This is a genomic window from Stenotrophomonas sp. YJH_SMC_21, assembly GCF_059369555.1.
Genome location: NZ_JCAFSU010000002.1, coordinates 439,404 through 464,595, shown reverse-complemented (window position 1 = coordinate 464,595; position 25,192 = coordinate 439,404). Strand labels below are relative to the sequence as shown.

The 25,192-nt window shown below is 67.5% G+C and carries 21 protein-coding genes and 1 tRNA gene; 12 read left to right on the top strand and 10 right to left on the bottom strand.

Going from position 1 to position 25,192, the window contains the following annotated elements; genetic code table 11:
• The first annotated feature begins 43 nt into the window (after nt 1-43).
• From AC5P67_RS05025 to AC5P67_RS05000, 6 genes are all read left to right on the top strand, one after another.
• Complete coding sequence (locus AC5P67_RS05025; RefSeq protein ID WP_005410539.1) at nt 44-628, top strand: LPS-assembly lipoprotein LptE; 585 nt, start codon at nt 44-46, stop codon at nt 626-628.
• Nucleotides 629-637: 9 nt separating this feature from the next.
• Entirely contained in the window at nt 638-1,675 is a 1,038-nt protein-coding gene (gene holA / locus AC5P67_RS05020) for a DNA polymerase III subunit delta (protein WP_043034740.1), read from the top strand.
• Nucleotides 1,676-2,344: a nicotinate-nucleotide adenylyltransferase gene (gene nadD / locus AC5P67_RS05015; protein WP_005410537.1), complete on the top strand. Its 669-nt coding sequence runs from the start codon at nt 1,676-1,678 to the stop codon at nt 2,342-2,344.
• Between the two features lie 58 nt (nt 2,345-2,402).
• A complete protein-coding gene (gene rsfS / locus AC5P67_RS05010; RefSeq protein WP_005410536.1) occupies nt 2,403-2,813 on the top strand; it encodes a ribosome silencing factor in 411 nt (136 codons plus the stop codon).
• A gap of 64 nt (nt 2,814-2,877) precedes the next feature.
• Entirely contained in the window at nt 2,878-3,348 is a 471-nt protein-coding gene (gene rlmH, locus AC5P67_RS05005; RefSeq protein ID WP_005410535.1) for a 23S rRNA (pseudouridine(1915)-N(3))-methyltransferase RlmH, read from the top strand.
• A 22-nt stretch (nt 3,349-3,370) separates the two neighbouring features.
• A tRNA-Asn gene (locus AC5P67_RS05000) sits at nt 3,371-3,447 on the top strand.
• Between the two features lie 73 nt (nt 3,448-3,520).
• Here AC5P67_RS05000 and AC5P67_RS04995 read toward each other — a convergent pair.
• The 4 genes from AC5P67_RS04995 to AC5P67_RS04980 all read right to left on the bottom strand — a co-directional run bounded on the left by AC5P67_RS04995 (nt 3,521) and on the right by AC5P67_RS04980 (nt 9,705).
• Nucleotides 3,521-4,942, bottom strand: coding sequence for a basic amino acid/polyamine antiporter (locus AC5P67_RS04995; protein ID WP_012480928.1), 1,422 nt, complete (start codon nt 4,940-4,942; stop codon nt 3,521-3,523).
• Between the two features lie 130 nt (nt 4,943-5,072).
• Entirely contained in the window at nt 5,073-7,907 is a 2,835-nt protein-coding gene (locus AC5P67_RS04990) for a TonB-dependent receptor (protein WP_043034741.1), read from the bottom strand.
• A gap of 196 nt (nt 7,908-8,103) precedes the next feature.
• Entirely contained in the window at nt 8,104-8,754 is a 651-nt protein-coding gene (locus tag AC5P67_RS04985) for an energy transducer TonB (protein WP_241889362.1), read from the bottom strand.
• A 213-nt stretch (nt 8,755-8,967) separates the two neighbouring features.
• On the bottom strand, nt 8,968-9,705 hold the full coding sequence (locus AC5P67_RS04980) for an SIMPL domain-containing protein (RefSeq protein ID WP_005410531.1): 738 nt from the start codon (nt 9,703-9,705) through the stop codon (nt 8,968-8,970).
• A 131-nt stretch (nt 9,706-9,836) separates the two neighbouring features.
• On the opposite strand from AC5P67_RS04980, the gene AC5P67_RS04975 reads away from it, so the two are divergent.
• Genes AC5P67_RS04975 through tldD form a run of 4 tightly spaced genes read left to right on the top strand, consistent with a single transcriptional unit; the run spans nt 9,837 to nt 17,316 of the window.
• The gene (locus AC5P67_RS04975) at nt 9,837-10,445 is read left to right on the top strand and encodes a Maf family nucleotide pyrophosphatase (protein WP_032966937.1); all 609 of its coding nucleotides are present in this window, start codon (nt 9,837-9,839) and stop codon (nt 10,443-10,445) included.
• Entirely contained in the window at nt 10,438-11,925 is a 1,488-nt protein-coding gene (gene rng, locus AC5P67_RS04970; RefSeq protein WP_005410529.1) for a ribonuclease G, read from the top strand. The genes AC5P67_RS04975 and rng overlap by 8 nt, the downstream gene beginning before the upstream one ends.
• Nucleotides 11,926-11,955: 30 nt before the next feature.
• A complete protein-coding gene (locus AC5P67_RS04965) occupies nt 11,956-15,810 on the top strand; it encodes a YhdP family protein (protein ID WP_495214351.1) in 3,855 nt (1,284 codons plus the stop codon).
• 60 nt (nt 15,811-15,870) lie between these two features.
• A complete protein-coding gene (tldD, locus tag AC5P67_RS04960) occupies nt 15,871-17,316 on the top strand; it encodes a metalloprotease TldD (protein WP_005410527.1) in 1,446 nt (481 codons plus the stop codon).
• 41 nt (nt 17,317-17,357) lie between these two features.
• Here tldD and yjgA read toward each other — a convergent pair whose 3' ends face one another.
• Complete coding sequence (gene yjgA / locus AC5P67_RS04955; protein ID WP_005414121.1) at nt 17,358-17,945, bottom strand: ribosome biogenesis factor YjgA; 588 nt, start codon at nt 17,943-17,945, stop codon at nt 17,358-17,360.
• Nucleotides 17,946-18,013: 68 nt separating this feature from the next.
• Here yjgA and pmbA point away from each other — a divergent pair, with 68 nt between their 5' ends.
• Together pmbA and AC5P67_RS04945 are read left to right on the top strand one after the other, a co-directional pair.
• Nucleotides 18,014-19,381 carry a metalloprotease PmbA gene (gene pmbA / locus AC5P67_RS04950; protein ID WP_227415684.1) on the top strand — a complete coding sequence of 456 codons (1,368 nt, stop codon included), beginning with the start codon at nt 18,014-18,016 and terminating at the stop codon, nt 19,379-19,381.
• Between the two features lie 87 nt (nt 19,382-19,468).
• A complete protein-coding gene (locus AC5P67_RS04945) occupies nt 19,469-19,843 on the top strand; it encodes a DUF4870 domain-containing protein (RefSeq protein WP_005410524.1) in 375 nt (124 codons plus the stop codon).
• Nucleotides 19,844-19,924: 81 nt separating this feature from the next.
• On the opposite strand, the gene AC5P67_RS04940 is transcribed toward AC5P67_RS04945, so the two are convergent.
• The 5 genes from AC5P67_RS04940 to AC5P67_RS04920 all read right to left on the bottom strand — a co-directional run bounded on the left by AC5P67_RS04940 (nt 19,925) and on the right by AC5P67_RS04920 (nt 25,165).
• Entirely contained in the window at nt 19,925-20,803 is an 879-nt protein-coding gene (locus AC5P67_RS04940; RefSeq protein WP_005410523.1) for a polyprenyl synthetase family protein, read from the bottom strand.
• Complete coding sequence (locus AC5P67_RS04935; RefSeq protein ID WP_005410522.1) at nt 20,793-21,053, bottom strand: exodeoxyribonuclease VII small subunit; 261 nt, start codon at nt 21,051-21,053, stop codon at nt 20,793-20,795. The genes AC5P67_RS04940 and AC5P67_RS04935 overlap by 11 nt, the downstream gene beginning before the upstream one ends.
• Before the next feature lie 36 nt (nt 21,054-21,089).
• Complete coding sequence (gene tilS, locus AC5P67_RS04930) at nt 21,090-22,376, bottom strand: tRNA lysidine(34) synthetase TilS (protein ID WP_190953017.1); 1,287 nt, start codon at nt 22,374-22,376, stop codon at nt 21,090-21,092.
• A gap of 540 nt (nt 22,377-22,916) precedes the next feature.
• Nucleotides 22,917-23,462 (bottom strand): WG repeat-containing protein, encoded by a 546-nt coding sequence (locus AC5P67_RS04925; RefSeq protein ID WP_062606151.1) that lies wholly within the window; start codon nt 23,460-23,462, stop codon nt 22,917-22,919.
• Nucleotides 23,459-25,165 carry an alkaline phosphatase gene (locus AC5P67_RS04920; RefSeq protein WP_150359980.1) on the bottom strand — a complete coding sequence of 569 codons (1,707 nt, stop codon included), beginning with the start codon at nt 25,163-25,165 and terminating at the stop codon, nt 23,459-23,461. The genes AC5P67_RS04925 and AC5P67_RS04920 overlap by 4 nt, the downstream gene beginning before the upstream one ends.
• Nucleotides 25,166-25,192 lie beyond the last annotated feature (27 nt).

Below are 25,192 nucleotides of genomic sequence, written 5' to 3'. Positions count from 1 at the left end.
GCTGTGTGTTGCCGTGATCGCCCGGCTCCGCCAGACTGTCTCCATGACCCGAATCCTGCTTGCCCTCGTTCTTGTCCTCGGCCTTGCCGGCTGCGGTTTCCATCTGCGCAACAAGCTGATGCTGCCGACCGACACGGCGCCGGTGAAGGTGGTCTCCACCGCGCCTTACAGCGAACTGGTCAAGCTGCTCAATCGCAGCCTGCTGGCATCCGGTGCCAAGCTGGCCGACGAGGACAGCAAGGGGCCCAGTACCCAGCTCCAGGTGCTGTCCGAACGCTGGGGCGACCTGCCGATCGCCATCGACTCGCAGGGCCGTGCGCAGGAGTACAGCCTGCGCTATGCGGTGATCTTCATCTTCCGTCGCGAGGATGGCAGCGAGCTGGTGCCGCAGCAGGTGATCGAACTGTCGCGCGACTACGTTTCGCCGCCGACCGACGCCACCGGTACCACCACCGAACGCGAAATCCTGGCCGATGAGCTGCGACGGGAAATGTCCGCGTCGATCATCCGCCGCATCGACAGCGTGGTGCGCGCCGAGATCGAGAAGGGCGGCAGCCTGACGGCGCCGAAGGCCAAGCCGATCGAAGGGGCGGAGCCGGCCGAGCCGGTTCCCGCAGCCAAGCACTGAGTCGCGACGATGGAACTGCGTCCGGAGCAGCTGGCCAGCCAGGGCGCTGACACCCCGCTGGCGCCGGTCTACCTGATTGCCGGCCCGGAAACCCTGCGCGTGCTTGAGGCGGCCGACGCCATCCGTGCACGCGCACGCGCCGCCGGCATTGCCGAGCGGGAAGTGTTCGACGCCGATGGGCGTGATTTCGACTGGAACCAGCTCGACGCCAGCTTCAACGCGCCCAGCCTGTTCAGTGCCCGCCGCCTGGTCGAGGTGCGCCTGCCCAGCGGCAAGCCGGGCAAGGACGGGGCCGAGGTGATCAGCCAGTTCTGCGCCAACCCGGCGCCGGACGTGGTGCTGATGATTACCGCCAACGAATGGAGCAAGGCCCACCAGGGCAAGTGGGCCGAGGCAGTCAATCGCATCGGCGTGCTGTCGGTGGCGTGGGCGATCAAGCCGCACGAACTGCCGGACTGGATCGAGCGCCGCCTGCGTGGCAAGGGCCTGCGTGCCGATCCGGCCGCCGTGCAGCGCCTGGCCGAGCGGGTCGAGGGCAACCTGCTGGCCGCTGCGCAGGAAATCGACAAGCTGGCGTTGCTGGCCGACGGCCAGCCGCTGGACGTGGAACGGATGGAATCGCTGGTGGCCGACGCCGCCCGCTATGACGTTTTCCGGCTGCTGGAAGCCACGTTCTCCGGCCAGCCGCCGGCGGTGCTGCGCATGCTGGCGGGCCTGCGTGGCGAAGGCGAGGCGGTGGCCGCCCTGATGCCAATGGTGATCCGCGAGCTGTTGGCTGGTTCCGGCCTGGCCCGGGTACAGGCGCGTGGCGGCAATCTGGCCGCCGAAATGAAATCGCGCGGCATCTGGGAATCGCGGCAAGCGCCCTACAAGCGTGCGCTGCAGCGGCACCCCGAGGGCAAGCGCTGGGAGCGTTTCGTGGCCGAGGCCGGACTGGTCGACCGCATCGCCAAGGGGCGCGCCGACGGTGATGCCTGGCTGGCGCTGGAGCGCCTGCTGGTGGCCGTGGCCGAACCGCGTGCCGTGCGCCTGCTGGCGCGGGCCTGAGTGATGAGCCTGCGGATCTATTACGGGGGCACCTTCGATCCGGTGCACCTCGGGCACCTCGCCATCGCGCGTGCTGCCCGTGACGAACTGCAGGTCGCTGTACGCATGCTGCCGGCGGCTGATCCGCCGCATCGCGCGGTGCCGGGCGCAACCGCTGACCAGCGCTTCACCATGCTCTCGCTGGCCATCGGCGATGAGCCAGGCCTGCTGCTGGACCACCGTGAACTGGACCGCGCCATACGCTTTCCCGGCCGCCCGTCCTACACCGTCGACACCCTGCGCGAACTGCGCGGCGAGCTGGGCCCCAGCCGGCCATTGGCCTGGCTGGTCGGGGCCGACAGCCTGCTGGGCCTGACCCGCTGGCATGAATGGGAGGCACTGTTCGGGCTGGCCCATTTCGTGGTGGCCGAGCGCCCGGGCAGTCCCCTTCAGGCCTCGGTGGATGGCGAACTTGGCCGCGCCCTGGAAGGCCGCTGGGCCGACAACGAGCAGGCCCTGTTCGCCAGTCCGGCCGGGCGCATCCTGCGCCTGCATCATCCGCTGCGCGAGGAATCGGCCAGTGCCGTGCGTGCGCAGATCGCCGCCGGCGGCCCCTGGCGGGCGTTGCTGCCGCCGGCCGTGGCCGACTATGTGGCCGCCCATGGCCTGTACCGCTCCCCTACGCCGTGAATGCCGCCGCCCCGGCTTGCCCGTATAATCGCCCCCACGTTTATCGAGTCGATCCACTTTGAGCAACCAGACCCAGCCCCAGACCATCAAGGTCGATCTGCCCAGCCCGCCGCCGTCCGTGCCGGAACTGCTGGCCAGCGTCCGCCAAGCCACCGAAGACCTGAAGGCCAAGGACCTGGTCGAGATCGATGTGCGCGGCCGGTCCAGCGTTGCCGACTACATGATCGTCGTTTCGGGCACCTCGACCCGCCACGTCAAGTCGATCGCCGATGAAGTCGTGCGCTTTGCCAAGAATCTCGACGTGATGCCGCTGGGTGTTGAAGGCGAGCGCGAAGCCGAGTGGGTACTGGTCGACCTGGGCGACGTGATCGTGCATGTGATGCTGCCGCGCGTGCGTGAGTTCTATGCCCTGGAGCGCCTGTGGACCGTTGGCGATCAGCCGCCGTCCAGCGACGACGAAGTGGCCTGAGCCGCACGTTGATGCATCCCTTCGACGGCGCCGATGGCGCCGTCGACGTTTTGGAGGACCGTTGATGAAAGCCCGCCTGATTGCTACCGGCGAACGCGCACCCAGCTGGGTGGCGCAGGGCTTCGCCGAGTACCAGAAGCGGCTGTCGCACTGGCTGCCGTTCGAGCTGGTGGAAATCGAGCCCGGCCTGCGCGGCAAGGGCCGCGATGCGCGCCGCGCCACCGAAGACGAAGGCAGGCGCGTGATCGCCGCACTGCCGAAGAATGCCTATGTGGTGGCGCTGGATGTGCCGGGCCGCCAGCTCAGTTCCGAACAGCTGGCGCAGCGGCTGGAGCATTGGCGTGGGCAGGGCAGGGACCTTGCCTTCCTGATCGGTGGCCCGGAAGGGCATTCGCCGGAAGTTTCCGCGCTGGCCGACGAAAAGTGGTCGATTGGACCATTGACGCTGCCGCACATGCTGGTACGCCTGGTGGTGGCCGAGCAGTTGTACCGGGCCGCCGCAATGATTGCGAATCACCCCTACCATCGCGCGTGAAGAGTGGTTATACTAGTCGTCTGCCCGAATAGCTCAGCCGGTTAGAGCACTTGACTGTTAATCAGGGGGTCGTTGGTTCGAGTCCAACTTCGGGCGCCACCTTGAAGAGACCTGCATCGCAAGATGCAGGTCTTTTTTTTGCGTTGTTGTAGAGCCGAGCCCGCGCTCGACTCTACAGTGCCAGCTCACCTCTGGAGAACGCCACCAGCGTAGCGATGGCCACCACCAGAATGGCGCCGAACAACACCCATTCCCAACGCGTGAATACCTGCTCACCGCGTTGCAGCCGGGTCAGTGCGAACACCACCACGCCGGGCACATACAGCAGCACCGACAGCAGCAGGTTGTCGAGGCCTCCTGCATACACCAGCCACAACGCGTAGGCACTGGCCAGCAGCGCCACCGCGAAATCACGCCAGCGCACGCCCGGTTCACCCGCATAGGCGTCCCCGCGCCACGCCAGCTGCACGCCGAACGCGGTGGACAGGAAGTAGGGCACCAGGCTCATCGAGGCCGCCAGCAGCACCAGGCCCGTGTAGCTGCCGGAGTTGACCAGCACCAGCAGCAGGAACAGCTGGATCAAGCCATTGCTCAGCCACAGCGCGTTGGCGGGCACGCCGCGCGCATTCTCGCGTCCCAGGAAGGCCGGCATGGTGCCGTCGCCTGCAGCGGCGTACAGCACTTCGGCACACAGCAGCACCCAGGCCAGCAGCGCGCCGAGTACCGAAATGATCGAGCCGACGATGATCACCGTCGCGCCCCACTCGCCGACGATGGCGCGCAGCACGTAAGCCATCGACGGATTGGGCAACCCCGCCAGTTCGGCCTGCGACAGCACGCCCATCGACAGCAGGCTGACCAGCACCAGCAGCAGCCAGACGCCGAGGAAGCCGATCACCGTGGCGCGGCCGACATCGGCGCGACGGGCCGCGCGCCGCGAGTAGATGCTGGCGCCTTCGATGCCGATGAATACCCACACGGTCACCAGCATCATGCCGCGCAGCTGCTGGCCGAGATCGCCGAGTGCGGGCGCGCCAAGGAAATCGGCACGGAACACATCCATGCGGAAGGCACCGGCGGCCAGGATCAGGAACAACGTGATAGGCAGCAGCTTGGCCACCGTCACCAGGCCGTTGACGATGGCGGCGGTGCGCAGGCCGCGCAGCACCAGCAGGTGCACGGTCCAGAGAAGTAGCGACGAAGCGGCCACGGCGGCCGGGGTATTGCCTTCACCGAAGACCGGCATGAAGTGGCCGAGGCCACTGAAGATCAGCACGAAGAAGCTGGCGTTGCCGAGCACCGAGGCAACCCAGTAGCCCCACGCGGCGGAGAAGCCGATGTAGTTGCCGAAGCCTTCGCGCGCGTATGCGTAGATGCCGGTATCGAGATCCGGCCGGCGGTTGGCCAGGGCCTGGAACACGAAGGCCAGCATCAGCATGCCGGCGCCGCTGACCGCCCAGCCGAGCAGCGCCGCCGCCGGACCGGCGCTGCGCGCCACGTTCTGCGGCAATGAAAAGATGCCGGCACCGACCATCGAGCCGACCACCAGTGCGGTCAACGCGGGCAGCCCGAGGCGTTGTGATGTCGCGGCCATGATGTCCCCTGCGGCGCTGATGCCGCTGACCCACGGTAGCGGTGGGCCCGTGAACATGCCTGCAAGGGGCGCACAACGACGAAGGCCCGGGCAGGTGCCCGGGCCTTCGACGGTGGTGCGTTGAGCGGTATTACTTGAAGGTGTACTTGGCGCCGACAGTGAAGTAACGGCCGATGGCGCCGCTGAAGTGCAGCGGGTTGTAATTGACACCGCCGTAGGTGGACGGATCCAGCGGCGCGATGCGATCGAACACGTTCTGCACCGAGGCGTTCAGCTCGAAGGCTTCAGTGATGTTCCAGCGGCCCGACAGGTCGAAGGTGGTGAACGAGGAGATCTTCTTGACGTCCGTACCGTCTGCATACGCGAAGAGGTAGGAGCCGTTCGGACCACGGAAGTCCTTGTTGTCCATCTTCGAGATGTAGTTGGCAACGCCGCTGACGCTCCACGGACCCTGCCTCCAGGTGGTGCCGAAGTTGATGCGGTCCTTTGGCGTGCCGATGCAGTTGGTCACGTCGCAGTTGCCGTGGGTACCGGCGTAGTCGACAGTCACGTCGGCATCGGTGCGCTCGAACTTGAGCACATGGCTCCACTGCAGGTCCATCTCCAGCTGACCTGGGCCGATATCGAAGGTCTGGCGGATATCGGTATCGATACCCCGGACCCGGGTCGATGCGGCATTGATGTACTGCGTGTTGACCGCCAGGATGCTGCCGGTACCGGGTACGCCATTTAGCAGGTTGTTGTCACGCAACACGTTGCCGGCGGCAATGGCTTCGGAGGTGCTGCCCTGGGCGATTTCGTTGGTGCGCTTGATCTGCCAGGCATCGATGGTCAGCGAAGTCGTGGACGTGGGCTGCAGGACGATACCCACCGAATAGCTCTTGGACTCTTCCGGTTTCAGGTCCTTGTTCGGGCGGGTGATGATGGCGACCGGCAGAGCGCCACAGTCGTCGTCGTTTGCACCTGGTGCCGGATTGCCGCCCGGGCAACGCACGGGGTCGGACGCATTGGAGAATGCTGCCAGACCACCATCGCCGTTCTCGGCGGGGTTCGGTGCACGGAAGCCTTCCGCATAACTGCCGCGCAGTGCGATCCAATCGGCCGGCGTCCACTTGATGCCGATCTTCGGCGTGGCCTTGCCTTCACCGCTCTCGTACTTGTCGTAGCGCACCGCACCGGACAGTTCCAGGGTTTCCAGCACCGGTGCGGACAGCTCGACGTAACCGGCGTACACGTTCTGGGTGCCGTCGTAGGCCGAGTAGCCCAGGCCGATGATCTGGCCCTGGTCGGTGTAGGTCTGCGGGGTCAGGCTGTTGCTGGTCTTGCGCCATTCAGTACCCAGCGCCAGGCCCAGCGGGCCACCCTTCAGGTCCATCAGGCTGCGCGACACGGTGAAGTCGAACATGTCCAGGCTCGACTTCGCACGTGCGCTGATATCCGGCGAAATGAAGTCGTACAAGGCCTGCGAGTTCATACCGGCATTGTCACCGATGCGCCAAACACCACCAGCGCAGTTTGGGTTGGCCAGTGCACAACGTACATTGTCGTAGTTGAGGAAGCCGGTGCGCTTGTTGACCAGGTCGGTGCCGGAGTGCAGATACGCGGTGTCGTAGCTCCAGTCGCCCCAGTTGCCCTTGACGCCGACCAGGAAGCGGGTGAACTCGTTGGTGTTGTTGGTTACACGCGGACCGACATCCCAGGCCGAATAGCGCAGGCGCGAGGCCTGGCCCGGAATCGGATTATCTGGATGGTTCGGTCCCAGCACCGTAGCGCCGTCGCCACTGTTGGCGTTGACCGGGCCACCCGGATAGCCCCAGCCGCCTGAAACGCCAGACGGGGTGTTGCTGAAGGTGGTTTCCTTCTTTGAGTAGCCGATTTCGGTGTAGATCTCACCACCTTCACCAAAGGCGAAGCTGGCACGTCCAAACACGTTGACGTACTTCTCTTCCGGGGTGAGATCGCGATACAGCTGGTTCGGATCCCACAAGCAGCCCTGCGCCTGCGCGGATGCCTCTGTCTGGCCCGGAATCGTGGTAAGACCAGCACAACCGGGCAAAGCGACCAGGAAGGCCGGATTCTCTTCGGTCACATTGCGATCGTCGTACACCGAACCGTTCGGACCAACACCGCCGCGGGTCTTTCCACTGAGGAAAGCGCCGCCGAGGAACTGGGCGTTGTTGCCATAGCCCCACGGGCGGGTATCGCCGGTACCGATCCACTTGCGGTTCTTGCGATCGCTGATCTTGATCGCGTCGGTCTTTGCGACATCCAGGCTGAAGAAGGCATTCCAGCCGTCGGTGGCCAGATCGCCGGTACCGGCGGTCAGGGTCGCCTTCTTCGCGTCGCCATCGCTGTCGCCGGACAGGCCGTAGGAACCGCGAAGGATCGCGCCCTGGAAATCACTGCGCAGGATGATGTTGACCACGCCGGCGATGGCATCGGAGCCATAGATCGCCGAGGCGCCGTCCTTCAGCACTTCCACGCGTTCAACGGCGTCGAGGGGGATGGTGCTCAGGTCGGTGAAGACCTTCTGGCCGTCATCGGCCAGGCCGTAGGTGGCCATGCGGCGGCCGTTCAACAGGACCAGGGTCGAGCCCGCGCCCAGGCCGCGCAGGGAGATGCCGGCGCCACCGCCGGCAAAGCCGTTGCCGAAGGTCTTCGGGATCGAGCCGGAACCATCGGCGGTCAGTGTCTGCAGGTATTCGGCGACCGTGGTCTTGCCGGTGCGGTCGATTTCCTGGCGGGTCACCACCTGCACCGGGGACGGTGTTTCGGTGTTGGTGCGCGGAATGTTCGAACCGGTAACCGTGATGCGGTCCAGGTTGGTGGCCTTCTCCTGCGCGAAGGCGGAGGTGGAAGCCACGGCGCCAACCAGCAGCAGAGTGCCGCCGGTAAGGATGTGGGTGATGGACGATGCCAGGGTGCAGCGGCGGCGGCTGGCGGGCCGTTGGATCAGGTGTTTCACAGCTTCTCTCCTAACTGGAAAACCGTAGCGTTGAGGGCTGTCTCCGGAGTGTCCGGGACGGGCCAATCTAGGTTTCCGACGGGTGACGAAGTCGTGAAATTTTGCTTAATCCGTAACGTTTGAACTGGAACTTTGCCGAGTTTGGCAGTTCGGTCCCGAAGGCCGGTCCGACAGGCGGTCGGACCGGCCCGGGTCGTCAGTCCGGCAACGAGAACTGCACCGGCACCAAACCGATGGCCGGTACCGCTACACCATCACGCTGGGCCGGTTCAAAGCGCCAGCGCTTGAGCACCTGTTGGCGTGCAGCCTGGTCCAGGTGGCGCGAGCCACTGCTGCGCTCGATGCTGACCGCGACCGGCTGGCCGCTGCTGTCGACCTCCACCCGCAGCAGCACCGTGCCCTGCTCATGGTTGCGCAGTGCGGCGACCGGATAGGCCGGTGGCGGGGCACTGCGGTATTGCAGCTGGGCGCCGGCCAGCGGTGCATGGGTGTCGACGCTCGGCGCGAGTTGCGGCGGGGCCGGTTCGGCGGCCGGCAGCGTGATGCCCTGCGTTTCCTCCACGGTCGCGGTTGGGGCCGGCAGTGGCGGTGTCGCCGGCTGTGCCTGCGGTTTCGGCACGACCCGGGCAACTTCCTTCGGTTCCTGCAGCACCGGTGGGGGCGGCGTTGGCGGGATCTTCTCGATCAGCCTGACCGTGGTCTTGTCACGCGGGACCTGCACGGCCTGGTAGGTCGCCGGGATCAGCAGCAACAGGAACGCGAGCAGGTGCAGGGCGATGGCCGCGCTCCAGGCGGCAACGCGGGCGGGGTCGAAGTGCGGGGATGCAACGGGATACGTACGAACCATGGTCCACCTCCATGCCAGTGACGAAGTCCTCAACGCACCAGGGCCCGTGGCGGGGTTGCCGCACGCGGCTGGCAGCCAATCATTAGCGCCAGGCCCCGGCCACTGCCTAGAGGCAGGGGCAGGATCGTTGGGCTGGCCTTCAGCCAGCCGCCCTGGCCCATGAAAAAGGCGGGCCCCTGCGGGACCCGCCTCCGTCTACCGGAACGGATGGGATCAGCGACCCAGCTCGAACACCACGTCCAGATTGACCGACACAGTGGATTCGCCCGGGGCGACCGGCGTGGCCTTGTCCATCGCCGCGCCGGCGGCCATGGTCCGCATCATCGGCATCGGGCGGTAACCACCCCCGGCATTCTCGGAGATGCTGACGATGCGGCGCACCTGAAGGCCGAGCGACTTGGCATAGGTCTGGGCGCGGGCCTGGGCCTTCTTCAGCGCGGCCAGGCGCGCTTCGTCATAGACCGGTTCCGGCTGGTCGATCTCGAAGCTGGGGCCGTTGATCTGGTTGGCGCCCTGAGCGGCCAGCGCGTCCAGCACCTTGCCGAGCTTGGCGATGTCACGGACCTTCAGGCTGACCGTGTTGCTGGCCTGGTAGCCGGTGATCTTCGGCGCTTCGTTGTCGGCATAGCGGTATTGCGGGTTGAGGCTGACGCCGCTGGTCTGCACGTCGCGCTCGGCGATGCCGGCGGCCTTGATCGCGGCGAGCACCTTGTCCATCTGCTGGGCGTTCTGGCGCATGGCGCTGTTGCCATCGGCGGCCTGGGTGACCACGCCGGCCGACAGGGTGGCCACGTCCGGTACGCGGGTGGCTTCGGCATTGGCCGAGATGTTCAGCAGCGTGCCTTCGGCCGCGGCGGCGATCGACGGCGACGACGGGGCGGCATGGGCAGTCATCGAGGTTCCAAGGGCGAGGGACAGGGCAAGCAGCAGCGGGGTGGCGGTCAGGCGCATGGAGAACTCCTTGTTGTGCCGTTGAGGGTGGTGTCGTAGCGATGAACGCGCTGTGAGCCCGTTCGGGGTTGAACGCGTTCCGGGACGGGTTGCCGACGATTCAGGTGGCGGCCTCAGGTTATGCTGTGCCGATGCTCTATCTTGCTTCCCGCTCCCCCCGACGCAACCAGTTGCTGGCCCGACTCGGACGCCCCTTCCAGGCCCTGGACCTGGAGGTCGTCGAGCAGCGCGCGCCCGCTGAAAGCGCCGAACAGTATGTGTGCCGGGTCGCCGCCGACAAGGCGCGCGCCGGCCTGGCCCGGGTGCTGGCCGATGATCCGCAGGCGCGGGTGCTTGGCTCGGACACCGAAGTGGTGCTGGACGGCGAGGTCTTCGGCAAGCCGGCCGACGCCGCCGGCGCACGCGCGATGCTGGCGCGCCTGGCCGGGCGCACCCACCAGGTGATGACTGCGGTGGTGGTGGTCGGCGCCGACGGGCTGGACAGCGAACTGGTCATTTCCGAAGTGACCTTCGCCCCGATCGCCGCCGCCGACATCGCCGCCTATGTCGCCACCGGCGAGCCGTTGGACAAGGCCGGGGCCTACGCCATCCAGGGCGGGGCCGAGCGCTGGATCGAACATCTTTCCGGCAGCTACTCCGGCGTCATGGGGCTGCCATTGCTGCATACCGATCGTCTGCTGGCGCGCTGTGGCGTGCCGGCCCCCACTGCCGATGCCGCCAGGGAGGCTGCCGATGTCTGAGGAAATCCTGGTCAATGTGACCCCGCGCGAGACCCGGGTCGCGGTGATCGAGAACGGCATGCTGCAGGAACTGCACATCGAGCGCGGTTGGCGCCGGGGTGTGGTCGGCAACATCTACAAGGGCAAGGTGCAGCGGGTCATGCCCGGCATGCAGGCCGCGTTCGTCGAGGTAGGCCTGGAGCGCGCCGCGTTCCTGCACGCCAACGACGTGGTGCGCCCGGCCCCGGTGGCCAGTGCAGACACCGAGAACACGACCCTGCCGCCGCCGGCCAGCGTGCCCATCGTCGAGCTGCTGCGTGACGGCCAGGACATCGTGGTGCAGGTGGTGAAGGACCCGATCGGCACCAAGGGCGCACGCCTGACCACCCAGATCAGCATTCCGTCGCGCTACATGGTGCTGCTGCCGCAATCCAAGGTGGTGGGGGTGTCCGCGCGCATCGAGGATGAAGCCGAGCGCGCCCGCCTGAAGGCCCTGGTGACCGAGCTGTCTGCGCAGCATGGCGGCTACGGCTACATCGTGCGTACCAATGCCGAGGGCCAGCCGGCCGAGGCCATCGCCGAGGACATCGCTTACCTGTCGCGGGTCTGGAACGTGGTCGAGCGCCGCGGCCGCGAAGCGGCCTCGTGCAGCAACATCTATGAAGACCTGAGCCTGCCGCTGCGTTCGGTGCGCGACCTGATCCGCAAGGACGTGGACAAGGTGAAGGTGGACTCGAAGGAAACCTTCGCGCAGCTGCAGGCGTTCGTCGCCAAGTACATGCCGGTGCTGGCCGAGAAGCTGGAACTGTATTCAGGCGATCGCCCGATCTTCGACATGTTCGGGGTGGAGGACGAGATCGGCCGTGCGCTGGACAAGCAGGTGCCGCTGAAATCCGGTGGTTACCTGGTGATCGACCAGACCGAGGCGATGACCACCATCGACGTCAATACCGGTTCGTTCCTCGGCCAGCGCAACCTGGAAGAGACGGTGTTCCGCACCAACCTGGAAGCGGCACAGGCGGTGGCCCGCCAGCTGCGCCTGCGCAACCTGGGCGGCATCATCATCATCGACTTCATCGATATGGACGATGCCGAGCATCGCCGCCAGGTGCTGCGCACCCTGGAAAAGGCGCTGGCCCGCGACCATGCCAAGACCACGGTGTACGACTTCTCTCCGCTGGGGCTGGTGGAGATGACGCGCAAGCGCACGGTGGAAAGCCTGGAGCGCCAGCTGTCGGAAACGTGCCCGCAGTGCAGTGGCCGTGGCAGCATCAAGACCACCGAAACGGTGACCTACGAGATCTTCCGCGAGATCACCCGTGCCGTGCGCCAGTTCGATGCCGCACGCCTGCTGGTGATCGCCTCGACCAAGGTGGTCGCGCGCATCACCGACGAGGAATCCTCGGCGGTGGCCGAGCTGGAGGAATTCCTCGGCAAGAGCATCCGCTTCCAGGCGGACGAGCAGTACCTGCAGGAGCAATTCGATGTCGTTCTGCTCTGATCCTCGCCGGCCGCAGGCCGGCGGTGGCCGATGAGCGCGCCGCCGCGCCTGCGACTGCGAAGGATCCGCCGTCATTTCATTGCCGCCTGCGCGGTAGGCCTGGTCGGGCTGGCACTGCTGGTGGGTACCCTCAGCCAGCTGCTGCCGCTGGCCGAGCGTCACCCCGACAGGATTGCCGCCTGGCTGAGTGAGCGTGCCGGCCAGCCGGTGCATTTCGACCAGCTGCAGACGGCCTGGACCCGGCGTGGTCCGCTGCTGCAGCTGAAGGGCCTGCGCATCGGCGCCGGTCAGGGCCTGGCCATCGGCGAGGCCGAAGTGCTGGTGTCAATGTACAGCGGGATGCTGCCTGGTCGCTCGCTGACCGAGCTGCGCCTGCGTGGCCTGGCACTGGACCTGCAGCAGGGCAAGGACGGCCGCTGGTCGGTGCGTGGCCTGCCGAAGTCAGACACGGGCGGTGACCCGCTGGACGCGCTGCGCCGGCTGGGCGAGCTGCAGGTGATCGATGGCCGCCTGGGTGTGCATGCACCGGGACTGGGTATCGATACCACCCTGCCGCGTATCGATCTGCGCCTGCGCGTCAATGGCGACCGCCTGCGTGTGGGCGTGCGTGCCTGGGCGCAGACCGATGCCCTGCCGCTGACCGCAGTGCTGGACGTGGACCGCGCGCGCGGCAACGGGCAGGCCTGGCTGGGTGCCGATCCTGTTGATTTCCATGCCTGGTCGCCGTTGCTGGCAGCTGGTGGCGTGCGCCTGCGCGAAGGCAAGGGTGAGCTGAACCTGTGGCTGACCCTGCGCGACTTCGCGCCGGTGGCGCTGACCACCGATTCGGACCTGCGTGACGTGCGCGTCGACGGTGCACCGATGCCCGACGTGGCAACGCCGCGGTTGCAGCTGCAGCGCTTGCAGGCGCGCCTGCGCTGGCAGCGCCAGGCCGATGGTTGGGCGCTGCAGGTACCGCGCCTTCGTTTGAAGACCGAAGACGGCGAACAACAGCTCGATGGCCTGCAGTTGCAGGTTGGCAGGCAGCTGCGGGTGAGTTCCGGCGAAGTACAGGCCGGTACGGCGCTGCGTGCGCTGGCGCTGAGTGATCGCCTCGAGCCAGGCCTGCGCCATTGGTTGTTCCTGTCCAAACCGCAGCTGGATGTGCGAGAGCTGCAACTGGCCGGCGAACGTGATGGCCCGTTGCGGGCACAGGGCGAGCTGCAGTCGCTGGGCTTTGCCAGCGTTGGCAATTCTCCGGGTCTACGCGGCCTGGGGGGACATTTCGAGGGCGACGCCGATGGCTTCAGCCTGCAGCTGCAACCGCAACGGCAGCTGCAGTTCGATTGGCCCACCGGCTTCGGCGTGCGGCACGACCTGCACCTGGCTGGACAGATCGTGGGCTGGCGTGACGAGGGCGGTGGCTGGCGTATCGGCACTGCGGCGATGCGCGTGGAAGGCACCGACTACGCGGCCGATGTGCGCGGTGGTGTCTGGTTCCAGGGCGACGGCACGCGGCCCTGGCTGCAGTTGGCGGCCAAGCTGGACGATGTGCCGATGACGGCGGCCAAGCGCTTCTGGATCCACTCCAAGATGAGCAAGGGCGCCACCGACTGGCTGGACATGGCGCTGGCCGGCGGCCAGGTGCGCAATGGCATCGGCCTGGTCAGCGGTGACCTGGACGATTGGCCGTTCGACAACAACGATGGTCGTTTCGAGGCCACCGGCCATATCACCAACGGCGACATCCGCTTCCAGCACGACTGGCCGCTGATGCGCCAGGTCGACGCCGATATCGCCTTCATCGGCCCCGGCTTCGACATGCATGGGCGCGGGGACCTGGCCGGTGTAGCGGTGCAGAAATTCGAGGCGGGCATCCAGGACTTCGGGCAGCAGCCGCTGTACGTGCGTGCCGATGCGCAGAGCGAGGCCGGCAGACTGCTGGCAATGCTGCGGCAGAGCCCATTGCACAAGGACTATGGCGACACCCTGGACAACCTCACGGCTGCGGGCCCGGCGCATGTGACCTTCGACCTGCTGCAGCCGCTGCACCACGATGAAGGCGGCGGTCACCTGCAGGGCACGGTCGACCTCAATGGTGTGAAACTGGTGGACAAGCGCTTCCAGCTGGCCTTCGACAACATGCATGGGCAGGCGCGCTACAGCAATGGCGGCTTCGGTGCCGAGGAACTGGCGGTGCGCCACCTCGGCCAGGACGGCCGCCTGAGCCTGCGTGCCGGCGGCTACGTGCACGACAGCAGGCTGGCGTTCGAGTCGCAGCTGACGGCCAACCTCGACGCCGGTGTGCTGATTGACCGCGCCCCGGAAATGGCGTGGCTCAAGCCCTATATCGCGGGTAACTCGCCCTGGACCATCGCGGTCAACCTGCCCAAAGTCGCACCGGGAGCGCCCGCACCGCCCAGCGAACTGCGCCTGAGTTCGGATCTGGTGGGAACCCGCCTGGACTTGCCGGCACCGCTGGACAAGCCGGCCACCGAGCCGCTGGCGACCACGGTGGCCGCGCAGCTGCCGATGGGCGCTGGTCGCATCGATGTGGCCTTTGGCCAGCGTCTGGCCCTGGCCGCGCGCAGCCACAACAACCGCACCGGTGTGCAGGTCACCCTGGGCAGCGACCATGCCAATCGCGAGCCGCCGCCCAGCGGACTGTCCGTCAATGGCCGCAGCCCGACTCTGGATGCGCTGGAGTGGATCAGTCTGGCCCGTGGTGGCAACGACGATGACGGCATGCCGCTGCGTGCAGTGGACGTGCAGGTCGGCAAGCTGATGCTGATCGGCGGCGTCTTCGAGCAGACCCGGTTGCAGCTGCAGCCGGGACCGCAGGCGCTGGACGTGCGCCTGGATGGACCTTCGCTGGCCGGTCGCCTGACCGTACCCAACGCCGAAGGAGGCACCATCAGTGGCCGACTCGACCGTGTGCACTGGCAGTCGCTGCCGCCGGCGCCGGGCGCGGCCGCGCCAGCCCGGGTGCAGGCCGGCGCCAACGACATGGACCCGGCCAAGCTGCCGCCGTTCGCGCTGGACATCGCCGACCTGAAGTTCGGCAAGGTGGTGCTGGGCCAGGCGGTGCTGCGTACGCGGCCGCTGGCCAATGGCCTGAACGTGGACGAGCTGCGCTTCCGCGCGCCCGACCAGGAAATCGACATCAGCGGTCGCTGGCTGGGTCGCACCGGTGGTGCCCGCACCGAGCTGACCGCGCAGGTGCGCAGCGAGGACCTGGGCGGCCTGATGCAGAACCTCGACTACGGCGGCCAGCTGCGTGGCGGCTCTGGCCAGGCGCAGCTGCAGGCCTCCTGGAGCGGGGGGCCGTCGGACTTCCAGCTGGCCAATCTGCAGGGCAGCCTTGATCTGCACGCGCGTAATGGCCAGCTGCTGGAGCTGGAGCCGGGCGCTGGCCGTGTGCTGGGCCTGCTCAGCGTGACCCAGCTGCCGCGGCGCCTGATGTTCGACTTCCGCGACTTCTTCTCCAAGGGCTTCGCGTTCAACCAGGTCGACGGCAGCGTGCAGTTCGGGCAGGGCATGGCCCGCACCGACAAGGTACTGATCGAGGGCCCGGCGGCGAACATCACCATCCGCGGCCAGGCCGACCTGCGCAACCAGCGGTTCGACCAGACCATCGATGTCAACCCGCGCGCCGGCAACCTGCTGACGGTGGTCGGCGCGGTGGCCGGTGGCCCGGTGGGCGCGGCGCTCGGCGCGGCCACCAATGCGGTACTGTCCAAACCGCTCGGCGAGATCGGCGCCCGCACCTACAAGGTGACCGGTCCATGGAAGGAGCCGAAGGTGGAAGTGATCGAACGCAGCCGCGACAAGACCCCGCCAGCGCCCGCGCCGCGCCCGGCCCCGGCCGTTCCGCCGCCCGTTACCGACCTGCCACGCTCACGCTGAGCGTGGACCTCCTGTTCACGGGGCTTGCCTGAGCGCCCCAGCACCCCCAGATCGAGAACCATGACTGATATCGCCCTGACGCTTGCCCAAGATCGCCTGCTGCGCCCCGGCGGGCTGGATACCGATGGCCTGGAGCGCACCTTCGGCCAGCTGCTCGGCCCCGGTGTGGACTTCGGCGACCTCTATTTCCAGCACGCCCGCCGCGAGAGCTGGAGCGTGGAAGACGGCATCGTCAAGGACGGTGCCCATTCCATCGAGCAAGGCGTGGGCGTACGGGCGATGTCCGGCGAGAAGACCGGATTCGCCTACTCCGACGACATCCATGCCGACGCGCTGCTGGCCGCGGCGCAGTCGGCGCGTGCGATTTCGCGCGAGGGTGGCGCGCAGTCCGGGCGCTCGCTGCTGCGCGGCAATTCACGCGCGCTGTATCCGGCGCTGGATCCCATCGATGGCGTCGGCAACGAGGCAAAGGTCGAGGTGCTGAAGCGCCTGGACGGCTACCTGCGTGCCGCCGACCCGCGCGTGAAGCAGGTGATGGTGAGCCTGTCCGGCGGCGTGGACACGGTGCTCATCGCGCGCAGCGACGGCGTGCTGGGCGCTGACGTGCGCCCGCTGGTGCGCCTGAACGTGCAGGTGATCGTCGAACACAACGGCCGCCGCGAGTCGGGCTATGCCGGTGGCGGTGGCCGCTATGGCTACGGGGAACTGTTCGCTGATGGCCGCCCGGAAGCGTTTGCGCGCGAGGCCCTGCGCCAGGCGCTGGTGAACCTGGACGCCGTGCCGGCGCCGGCCGGCGTGATGCCGGTGGTACTGGGACCTGGCTGGCCCGGCGTGCTGCTGCATGAAGCGGTCGGCCACGGCCTGGAAGGCGACTTCAACCGCAAAGGCACCAGCGTGTACGCCGGCCGCATCGGCGAACGCGTGGCGGCACCGGGCGTGACCATCGTCGACGATGGAACCCTGGACGGGCGTCGCGGTTCGCTCAACATCGACGACGAAGGCCACCCGAGCCAGTGCACCACGCTGATCGAGGACGGCATCCTGGTCGGCTACATGCAGGACAGCCTCAACGCACGCCTGATGGGCATGGCACCGACCGGCAACGGGCGTCGCGAATCGTTCGCGCACCTGACCATGCCGCGCATGACCAATACCTACATGCGCGCCGGCCAGCACGACCCGCAGGAAATGATCCGCTCGGTGAAGAAGGGCCTGTATGCAGTGAACTTCGGCGGCGGCCAGGTCGACATCACCAGCGGCAAGTACGTGTTCTCGGCCACCGAGGCCTACCTGATCGAGGATGGCCGCATCACCGCGCCGGTGAAGGGGGCGACCCTGATCGGCAACGGTCCGGAAACCATGCAGAAGGTGCGGATGGTCGGCAACGACCTGGCCCTGGACGAGGGCGTGGGTATCTGTGGCAAGGACGGGCAGAGCGTGCCGGTGGGTGTCGGCCAGCCGTCGCTGTTGATCGAGGGCATCACCGTCGGCGGTACCCAGGCCTGAGCCGGGCGATGGCCAGCGCCACCGCCCGCTCCAGCGCGGGCTCAGTCCTCGTCGGCCTCGTCGGCTTCGACGTGGCCAGCGTCTTCGGCGCTGGCCTTCAGGCCGAGCGCCGCCGGCAGCATCAGTGCGCGCAGCACCTGGTAGATCTCGCGATAGGCACGCGGCGGCTTGTTCTTCGCCTTCTCGGCCTGCGCATTGCGCACCAGCGTGCGCAGTTGCTGGCGGTCGGCCTGCGGGTAATCGTCCAGCAGGGCGGCCAGCGCCTTGTCACCTTCGGCCAGCAGGCGCTCGCGCCAGTCTTCCACGCGGTGCATCATCGCCACTTCGCGGCGGCCGGTTTCGCTGTTGGCATCCAGCGCATCGCGGATCGCATCCAGCGTGGCTTCTTCTTCGCGGCGCATGTGCTTGGCCAGGAACGCCAGCTGGCGCTTGTGGGCGATGTGCGCGGTGATGCGCTTGCACTCGGCGATGTGCGGCAGCAGGTCTTCCGGGATCGGCAGGCGCGCCAGCTGGGCCGGTGTCAGCGACACCAGTTTTTCGCCCAGGGCCAGGACGTCGAGCGCGTCGCGCCGGTTCTGGCTGCGGCTCTTGTCGTGGAATTCACCGGTTTCTTCGTCGCGTCCGCGCATCGTCCATACCTGATTTCAAAAAAAGTCGCCCGGCGTGATACCGGGCCCAACCCGTACAGGATAAAGCATTGAACGTGATCGCCCCTGAAGCCGCCGTCGGCGACGACAGCCCGGCCCGGCTGGAACGGCTGGCCGACCTCTCCCAGCAGCTGCTCGACCGCGCCCGCGCGCTGGGCGCCAGCCAGGCTGAAGTCAGCTGCAGCGAAGACCGCGGGCTGGAGGTGAATGTTCGCCTCGGCGAGGTCGAAACCGTGCAGTCCACCCGCGACCGCGGCATCGCCGTCACTGTGTATTTCGGCCAACGCAAGGGCAGCGCCAGCACCGGCGACCTGAACGAGGCCAGCCTGGCGGCCACGGTCGAGCAGGCCTGCGCCATCGCCCGGCATACCGAAGATGACGCGGCCGCCGGCCTGGCCGAGGCGGCCCTGATGGCCACCCACTTCCCGGACCTGGACGGCTGGCACCCGTGGGCGCTGCAGGCCGACGAGGCGGTGGACCTGGCCCTGGCTTGCGAAGCCGCAGGCCGTGAGGCCGATGCGCAGATCCGCAATTCCGACGGCGCCTCGGTGTCGAGCATGCAGAGCCTGTCGGTCTATGCCAATTCGCATGGTTTCATCGGCCGTGAGCGCGGCACCCACCATTCGGTCGGTTGTGCGCTGATCGCCGGGCAGGGCGATGGCATGCAGCGTGACGGCTGGTACACCAGTGCGCTGGCTCGCGAGGACCTGGAGGACGTCGGCATGGTCGGACGTCGTGCCGCCGAGCGTACTGTCGCCCGCCTGCAGCCACGATCGCTGGCCACCGGCAGCATGCCGGTGCTGTTCGCCCCGGAAGTGGCGCGCAGCCTGGTCGGGCACCTGCTGTCGGCGGTGTCCGGCGGTGCTCTGTATCGCCAGGCCAGCTTCCTGCTGGACAGCGTTGGCCAGCAGCTGTTCCCGGACTGGATGCAGATCGAGGAGCTGCCGCACCTGCGCCGTGGCCTGCGCTCGGCCGCCTTCGACGGCGACGGCGTGGCCACCCGGGCCTCGGCTCTCGTCCGCGACGGCGTGCTGCAGCGCTATGTGCTGGGCAGCTACTCGGCACGCAAGCTGGGCCTGCAGACCACCGCCAACGCCGGTGGCGTGCACAACCTGCAGTTGGCGGCCAATGCCGGCCCGCTGCAGGACATCGCGCGGCAGATGGGCGATGGCCTGCTGGTGACCGAGCTGATGGGGCAGGGCGTGAACGGCGTGACCGGCGACTATTCGCGTGGCGCGGGTGGCTTCCGGGTCGAGAACGGCGAGATCCAGTACCCGGTGGACGGCATCACCATCGCCGGCAACCTGCGCGAGATGTTCAGCAGCATCGAGGCGGTTGGCAGCGACGTCGATCCCCGTTCGCACATCCGGACCGGTTCGATCCTGTTGGGGCGGATGACCATCGCAGGTAATGATTGATGCCGTCGATGGCGTAAGCTATGCCCGCCTGACGCAATCAGCTGGGTGCTGGTTGGTCAAGACCACCCAATGAAAAGGAGTTTTGTCGTGAGTGAATTCGATAACGTCCCGCCGCCGCCACCGGCCACCGCCGACGTTCCGGCCGACCAGCGCACCATGGCCCTGGCCGCGCACCTGCTGGGCATCTTCACCGGCTTCATCGGCGCGCTGATCATCTGGCTGATCAACAAGGACGATGCTGGCAAGGCCTTCGTGACCGACCAGGCCAAGGAAGCCCTGAACTTCCAGATCACCGTGACCATCGCCATGGTCATCAGCATGATCCTCACCATCGTGATCATCGGCGTGTTCCTGGCCCCGATCGTCGGCATCATCAGCCTGGTGTTCAGCATCATCGCTGCGGTCAAGGCCAACAACGGCGAAGCCTATCGCTACCCGTTCGCGCTGCGCCTGATCAAGTAGGATCGTCCGCACGCGGAACTGAAAACGCCCGGCACTGCCGGGCGTTTTCGTGTGCGGGGAATGCCGGGCCGCGTGCAGCGATCAGTGATCGCGTTCCACCGCCAGCGTCGCCAGCGCGCGCAGCGCGTCGGCTTCCTCGCCATACCCGGCCAGGATCGACTGCATGCGCGCTGCGAGCTCGTGCAGCTGGGCCTTTGCGCCGTCCATGCCAAGCAGGGCGGGGAAGGTGCTCTTGTCCTGCGCCTGGTCCTTGCCGGCAGTCTTGCCCAGCTGTTCGGAACTGGCTTCGACATCGAGGATGTCATCGCGGACCTGGAAGGCCAGGCCGAGTGCATCGGCGAAACTGTCGAGCTGGGCCAGCTGCGGTTCGTGGGCCTGGCCGCACAGCGCGCCCATGCGCACTGCCGCGCGGATCAGCGCGCCGGTCTTCAGCGCGTGCATGCGGGTCAGCGCCGCCAGCGTCTGCTGCTGGCCGGTGGCATCGATGTCCAGCGCCTGGCCGCCACACATGCCGGACGCGCCTGAGGCGTGGGCCAGGGTCTGCAGGCAGGCCACGCGCAACGTGGCCGGCAGCGGCGCATCGGCCAGCAGGCCGAAGGCGCGGGTCTGCAGGGCGTCGCCAGCAAGGATCGCGGTGGCTTCGTCGAAGGCGATGTGGGTGGTGGGCTTGCCGCGACGCAGGGCGTCGTCATCCATCGCCGGAAGGTCGTCATGCACCAGCGAATAGGCATGGATCAGCTCGACGGACATGGCCGCCGCATCCAGGCTTTCCGGCTGCGCACCGAACAGGTGACCACTGGCGTAGACCAGCAGGGGCCGCATGCGCTTGCCGCCACCAAGCACCGAATAGCGCATGGCCTGATGCAGGCGCTGCGGCGCCTCGGCAGGCGAGGGCAGGGCGGCATCGAGCTGGCTTTCGATACGGTCGCGCCAGCGCGCGAACAGAACCTCAGCCGTCATGGCTGGGCGGGTCGAAGGGCTCGGAGGCTTCCGGCTGCGCCGGATCGCTGAGCAGGCGCACGCGCAGTTCGGCCTGCTCCAGTGCCTGCTGGCACTGGCGGTACAGACCGACACCACGCTCGTAAGCACTGAGCGAAGCTTCCAGGCTCAGCTCGCCGGTTTCCATCTGCTCCACCAGCTGCTCCAGCGATTCGAGCGACTGCTCGAACTGGGCAACGGGGGAGGCGTTTTCGGGGGACTTCTTGGCCATGCGGCAAGTGTGGACGGGCCGCGCGCGGGGGTCAATTCACCAGCCGCCGGGACGCCACCGCAGCTGTGCCTCGTTGGCCTGCAACCAGGCCTGCAAGGGCGCGGCGATGACCACATCGGCGGCGGCCAGCAACTGCGGGCCATCAAAGATCAGCGGCAGCTGCGCGCGTCGCCAGGGGGCAAGGTGCTCGCGTTGCAGGCAGTCCTTCAGCGCGTGCGAATGCTGGCGACCCGGCAGCAGGATGCGCTCGCCGCCCACGCGTGCACGGACCTGCAGTGGCTGTTCGAAAGCGCCGGCGCCCAGCAGGCTCAGCTGGCCACCGTCGGGCAATGGCAGCGGTGCACGGCCATCCCACTCGGCCTGCCAGTCGAGGGGCAGCGAGGGCAGCCGGGCCGGCAGCAGATAGGCGTGGTCGCGCCATTGCTGGATCACGTGCTGCTGCCAGCGCACACGCGCCTGGCGGTCGGTGTCGGCCGGCAATAGCTCCTCCAGCGCCTGCTGCAACACCGAGGCCGGCAACGGTGCCGCATCATGGCCCAGCACCCACGCGCGCAGCACGCGTGCTGCGCGGCGCGGCGACATCTGGCGCAGCAGTTCCAGTGACAGCACGCGCGGTGCCACTTCCAGATGCGCGATCAGCTCGGCGTCTTCCTCGTCCAGCAGTTCGCGGGTCTGCCGGCAATGCGTCGCGCTGCCCGCCAATGCTGCAGCCGCATGCGGCCAGCGCTGGCGCAGCAACGGCAACACCTGCAGGCGCAGGAAGTTGCGATCGGCGTGGTCTTCCGCGTTGCTGGGGTCTTCGATCCAGCGCAGCACGTGCTGGCGCGCGTAGTCGAGCAGTGCACTGCGTGGTACCGCCAGCAGCGGGCGCCAGAAGGGATGTTCGCCAAGGCGGCTGTGCGTGGACATCGCCGCCAGGCCATCGACGCCAGAAGCGCGCAGGGCGCGCAACAGGAAGGTCTCGGCCTGGTCGTCCTGGTGCTGCGCCAGCGCCAGCGTTTCGCCTTCGCGCAGCTCAGCCGCGAACGCGGCGCGTCGTGCCTGTCGCGCGGCACCTTCGGTGCCCAGGCCTGTGCCGTTCTCGACCTGCACGCGGTGCACGGCCAGCTCAATGCCCCAGGCGTCGCATTGCTGCCGGCAGTGCAGCACCCAGTCATCCGCATCGGGTTGCAGGCCGTGATGCACGTGCACCGCGCGCAGGGCGGTGCCGGAAGTCTGCGCGCAGCGCCACAGCCAGTGCAGCAGCACGGTGGAGTCGACGCCACCGCTGTAGCCCACCAGCAGCGGCGCATCCAGCGGAACGAGGGCAGGGAAGGCAGTCACGGTGGCAAGTATAGGGTGGGGTTTACTTGGCAGGGCTGCGCCCTGCACCCGCTACGAGCCAGAGCAACAGCAACAGCAACGGCAGAAGCTGGTTTCCTGAAGGTTGGCGGGGTGGGTCCGGTGGTGGGGGACGCCGTAAACCCGTCCCTGGGGGCTTGGCCGCGGCATCCATGCCGCGGACACCCCCGCCACCGGACCCACCCCGCCTTCGACAGTTTCCTGCGAACTGTCGGGTTGCTCATGGGGTCAGATCCGTTTTCCTGCGGAAAACGGATCTGACCCCGGATTCAATTCGATATCTGACAGATACGATCCACGCAAAGCGTGGATGGTCCAACCGTCACCGGAAAACTGTCGGGGGTGGGGCGGTGTGGGTGGGCAGGACCGTTGGCGCCATGGATGGCGCCATCGAGCCCCCAGGGATGGGTTTACGGCGTGTCCTGCCCACCCACACCGCCCCACCCAACTCACAGAAAACCAGAGCCGCTTTTGATCTTGCTTTGGCGTCTGCAGGTGCAGGGGGCAGCCCTGCCGAAAACCCTACTTCACCCGACGACCCGAACGGTCGATGCGGAACCACTCTCCGCCTTCCATCGGCGTGTGGCCATCGGCATCCGGCGTACCACGACGGCAACCATTGCAGACCTCGGCCACGCCGTCCTGGAACGGCCATGCGAAATCGAAGGTGCCGGGCACCACCTGGCGGAACGTCAGGTCGAAGTAACCCACGCGGTTGCCTACGCGGGCGCGCAGCAGGCCTTCCTGCGGCGTTTCCGGGCCGTTGTCCCAGGTCAGCACCGGCAGGCTGCGGCCCTTGCGGTCGACGTAGTGGAAACCCTGGTCGGCGTACACCACTGCCAGGCCGTGGTCGTCGTAATTCAGGGCCTTCAGCGTGTCGGCACTGATCTTCGGCCGGTGATCGATCACCTCGCAGTTGGGCAGTGGCCACAACCCGTGTTCGTCGGTCAGCAGCTTGCATGCCGGTGCCTGTGCCGCTGCAGTGGCGCTGACCAGCATGCCAAGCAGGGCCAGCGACCGCGCGAAGCGGCCGCTGGCAGCATCAGGGCGGGCCTCCCGTGCGATCACTTGGCCTCGGCCTTGCGCTCGAACGCGGTCGGTGCCGGCAGCTGCACCGGCACGCCCTTGTCATCGCAGGTGCCGGCCTGGCACAGGCGCTCGCGCAGGGCCGGGGTGGCCTGCACGATCATGTGATAGATCGCGTTCTGTTCCAGCGTGCCGCGGATCGCCTTGCTGCCCGGGCCGCGTGCCCAGATGCCGACGTCCTCGCCACCGTGCGATTCGGACTTCATCGGCACCAGCGCTTCCTGCATGTAGTCCGGATGCTCGGTGTCGACCTCGCGCAGGTTCGGGCGGCCGTTGGCCGGTTCGAAGCTGCTCGGGTTGTGCGGGTAACGCTTCGGGCCGGCCGGCTGCTGGTTGCTGCTGCCGGTATGGCCCGGGCCGTTGGCGTAGCTCAGCGTGGTGTACGGCTGGCCGGTGCCGTCCAGGGCGTAGTCCAGCTTGCCGGCGCCGTCTTCGCCGCCCTTGTCCTTGACCTTGCCCAGGATCGGGTTGCCACGTGCCGGGTAGCCGACGAAATTCAGCGTGTGCGAGTGGTCGGCGGTGACGATGATCAGGGTGTCGTCGGCGGAGGTCAGTTCGTTGGCCACGCGCACTGCGTCGGACAGGGCCACGGTCTCGGTCAGTGCACGGTAGGCATTGCCGCTGTGGTTGGCGTGATCGATGCGCGCGCCTTCGATCATCAGCACGTAGCCTTCCTGGTGCTTCGACAGATTCTTGATCGCTGCGGCAGTCAGTTCGGCCAGGCTCGGCTCGCCGCCCGGATCCTGCGGGCGCTCGTACTCGTAGCGCATGTGGTCCGGCTCGAACAGGCCGAGGATGGCCGGTGCGTTGGCGGCGGCGGCCAGCTGCTTGCTGTTCCACACGTAGGCACCCTGCGGGTGCGCCTGCTGCCATTCCTGCACCAGGCTGCGGCCATCCAGGCGCTGGCCGACCTTGTCGTCGTATTCCGGATCGCGCTCTTCCACGGTGGTGAATTCACCGCGGCCGCCACCGAGGGCGACCAGGGGGCCGCGACCATAGCGTGAGGTCGACAGCAGCTGCTGGGCGATGTCCTTGCAGCCGGCCGCCTTGGCCGCTTCGGTCAGGTCGGTGTCGTTTTCCCAGTTGCGCTCGGGCGAGTGCGCGTAGGTGGCGGCCGGGGTGGCATGGGTCAGGCGCGCGGTGGAGACCACGCCGGTAGCCAGACCGGCGCTGTCGGCCAGTTGCAGCCAGGTCAGCAGGCCCTTGGACAGGCTGTCGGCACAGTCGGTCCGGCTGCCGGCGCTGACGCCGATCGCACCCATGTGGGTCTTCACGCCGGTGGTGATGGCGGTCATGGTGCCGGCCGAATCGGGCGTCTGCGAATCGGTGTTGTAGGTCTTGCTGAATGCCGTGGCCGGGAAGCGCTCCCAGGACAACAGGTTCTCTTCACCGGAGCCACCCTTCTGCTGGCCCTCGTAGATGCGCGAGGCGGCCACGGTGGTCAGGCTCATGCCGTCGCCGAGGAACAGGATGACGTTCTTGGCCTTGCCGGACATCGCACCGTTGGCGGCGGCCTGGGCGGCGCCACTGCGGTACCACCACTGCGGGGTCTCGCCGGCCGGGTGGGCGACGGGGTCGACGGCGACCTTGAGGCCGGCCGGGGCAGTGGCGGGGGTGGTGCTGGCGCAGGCGCCCAGCAGCAGGGTGGTGGCGCAGGCGGCCAACAGGGAGACGGAACGGCGCATGGACGCTGGGATCTCACAAACTGTAAC

Excerpts from the sequence above, each read along its gene's own strand:
- AC5P67_RS04975 (WP_032966937.1), top strand. The coding sequence starts at position 9,837 with ATGCTCTATCTTGCTTCCCGCTCCCCCCGACGCAACCAGTTGCTGGCC.
- holA (WP_043034740.1), top strand. The coding sequence starts at position 638 with ATGGAACTGCGTCCGGAGCAGCTGGCCAGCCAGGGCGCTGACACCCCG.
- AC5P67_RS04985 (WP_241889362.1), bottom strand. The coding sequence starts at position 8,754 with ATGGTTCGTACGTATCCCGTTGCATCCCCGCACTTCGACCCCGCCCGC.
- yjgA (WP_005414121.1), bottom strand. The coding sequence starts at position 17,945 with ATGCGCGGACGCGACGAAGAAACCGGTGAATTCCACGACAAGAGCCGC.
- rlmH (WP_005410535.1), top strand. The coding sequence starts at position 2,878 with ATGAAAGCCCGCCTGATTGCTACCGGCGAACGCGCACCCAGCTGGGTG.
- AC5P67_RS04980 (WP_005410531.1), bottom strand. The coding sequence starts at position 9,705 with ATGCGCCTGACCGCCACCCCGCTGCTGCTTGCCCTGTCCCTCGCCCTT.
- AC5P67_RS04965 (WP_495214351.1), top strand. The coding sequence starts at position 11,956 with ATGAGCGCGCCGCCGCGCCTGCGACTGCGAAGGATCCGCCGTCATTTC.
- AC5P67_RS04920 (WP_150359980.1), bottom strand. The coding sequence starts at position 25,165 with ATGCGCCGTTCCGTCTCCCTGTTGGCCGCCTGCGCCACCACCCTGCTG.
- AC5P67_RS04935 (WP_005410522.1), bottom strand. The coding sequence starts at position 21,053 with ATGGCCAAGAAGTCCCCCGAAAACGCCTCCCCCGTTGCCCAGTTCGAG.
- AC5P67_RS04940 (WP_005410523.1), bottom strand. The coding sequence starts at position 20,803 with ATGACGGCTGAGGTTCTGTTCGCGCGCTGGCGCGACCGTATCGAAAGC.
- AC5P67_RS05025 (WP_005410539.1), top strand. The coding sequence starts at position 44 with ATGACCCGAATCCTGCTTGCCCTCGTTCTTGTCCTCGGCCTTGCCGGC.
- rng (WP_005410529.1), top strand. The coding sequence starts at position 10,438 with ATGTCTGAGGAAATCCTGGTCAATGTGACCCCGCGCGAGACCCGGGTC.
- AC5P67_RS04995 (WP_012480928.1), bottom strand. The coding sequence starts at position 4,942 with ATGGCCGCGACATCACAACGCCTCGGGCTGCCCGCGTTGACCGCACTG.
- tldD (WP_005410527.1), top strand. The coding sequence starts at position 15,871 with ATGACTGATATCGCCCTGACGCTTGCCCAAGATCGCCTGCTGCGCCCC.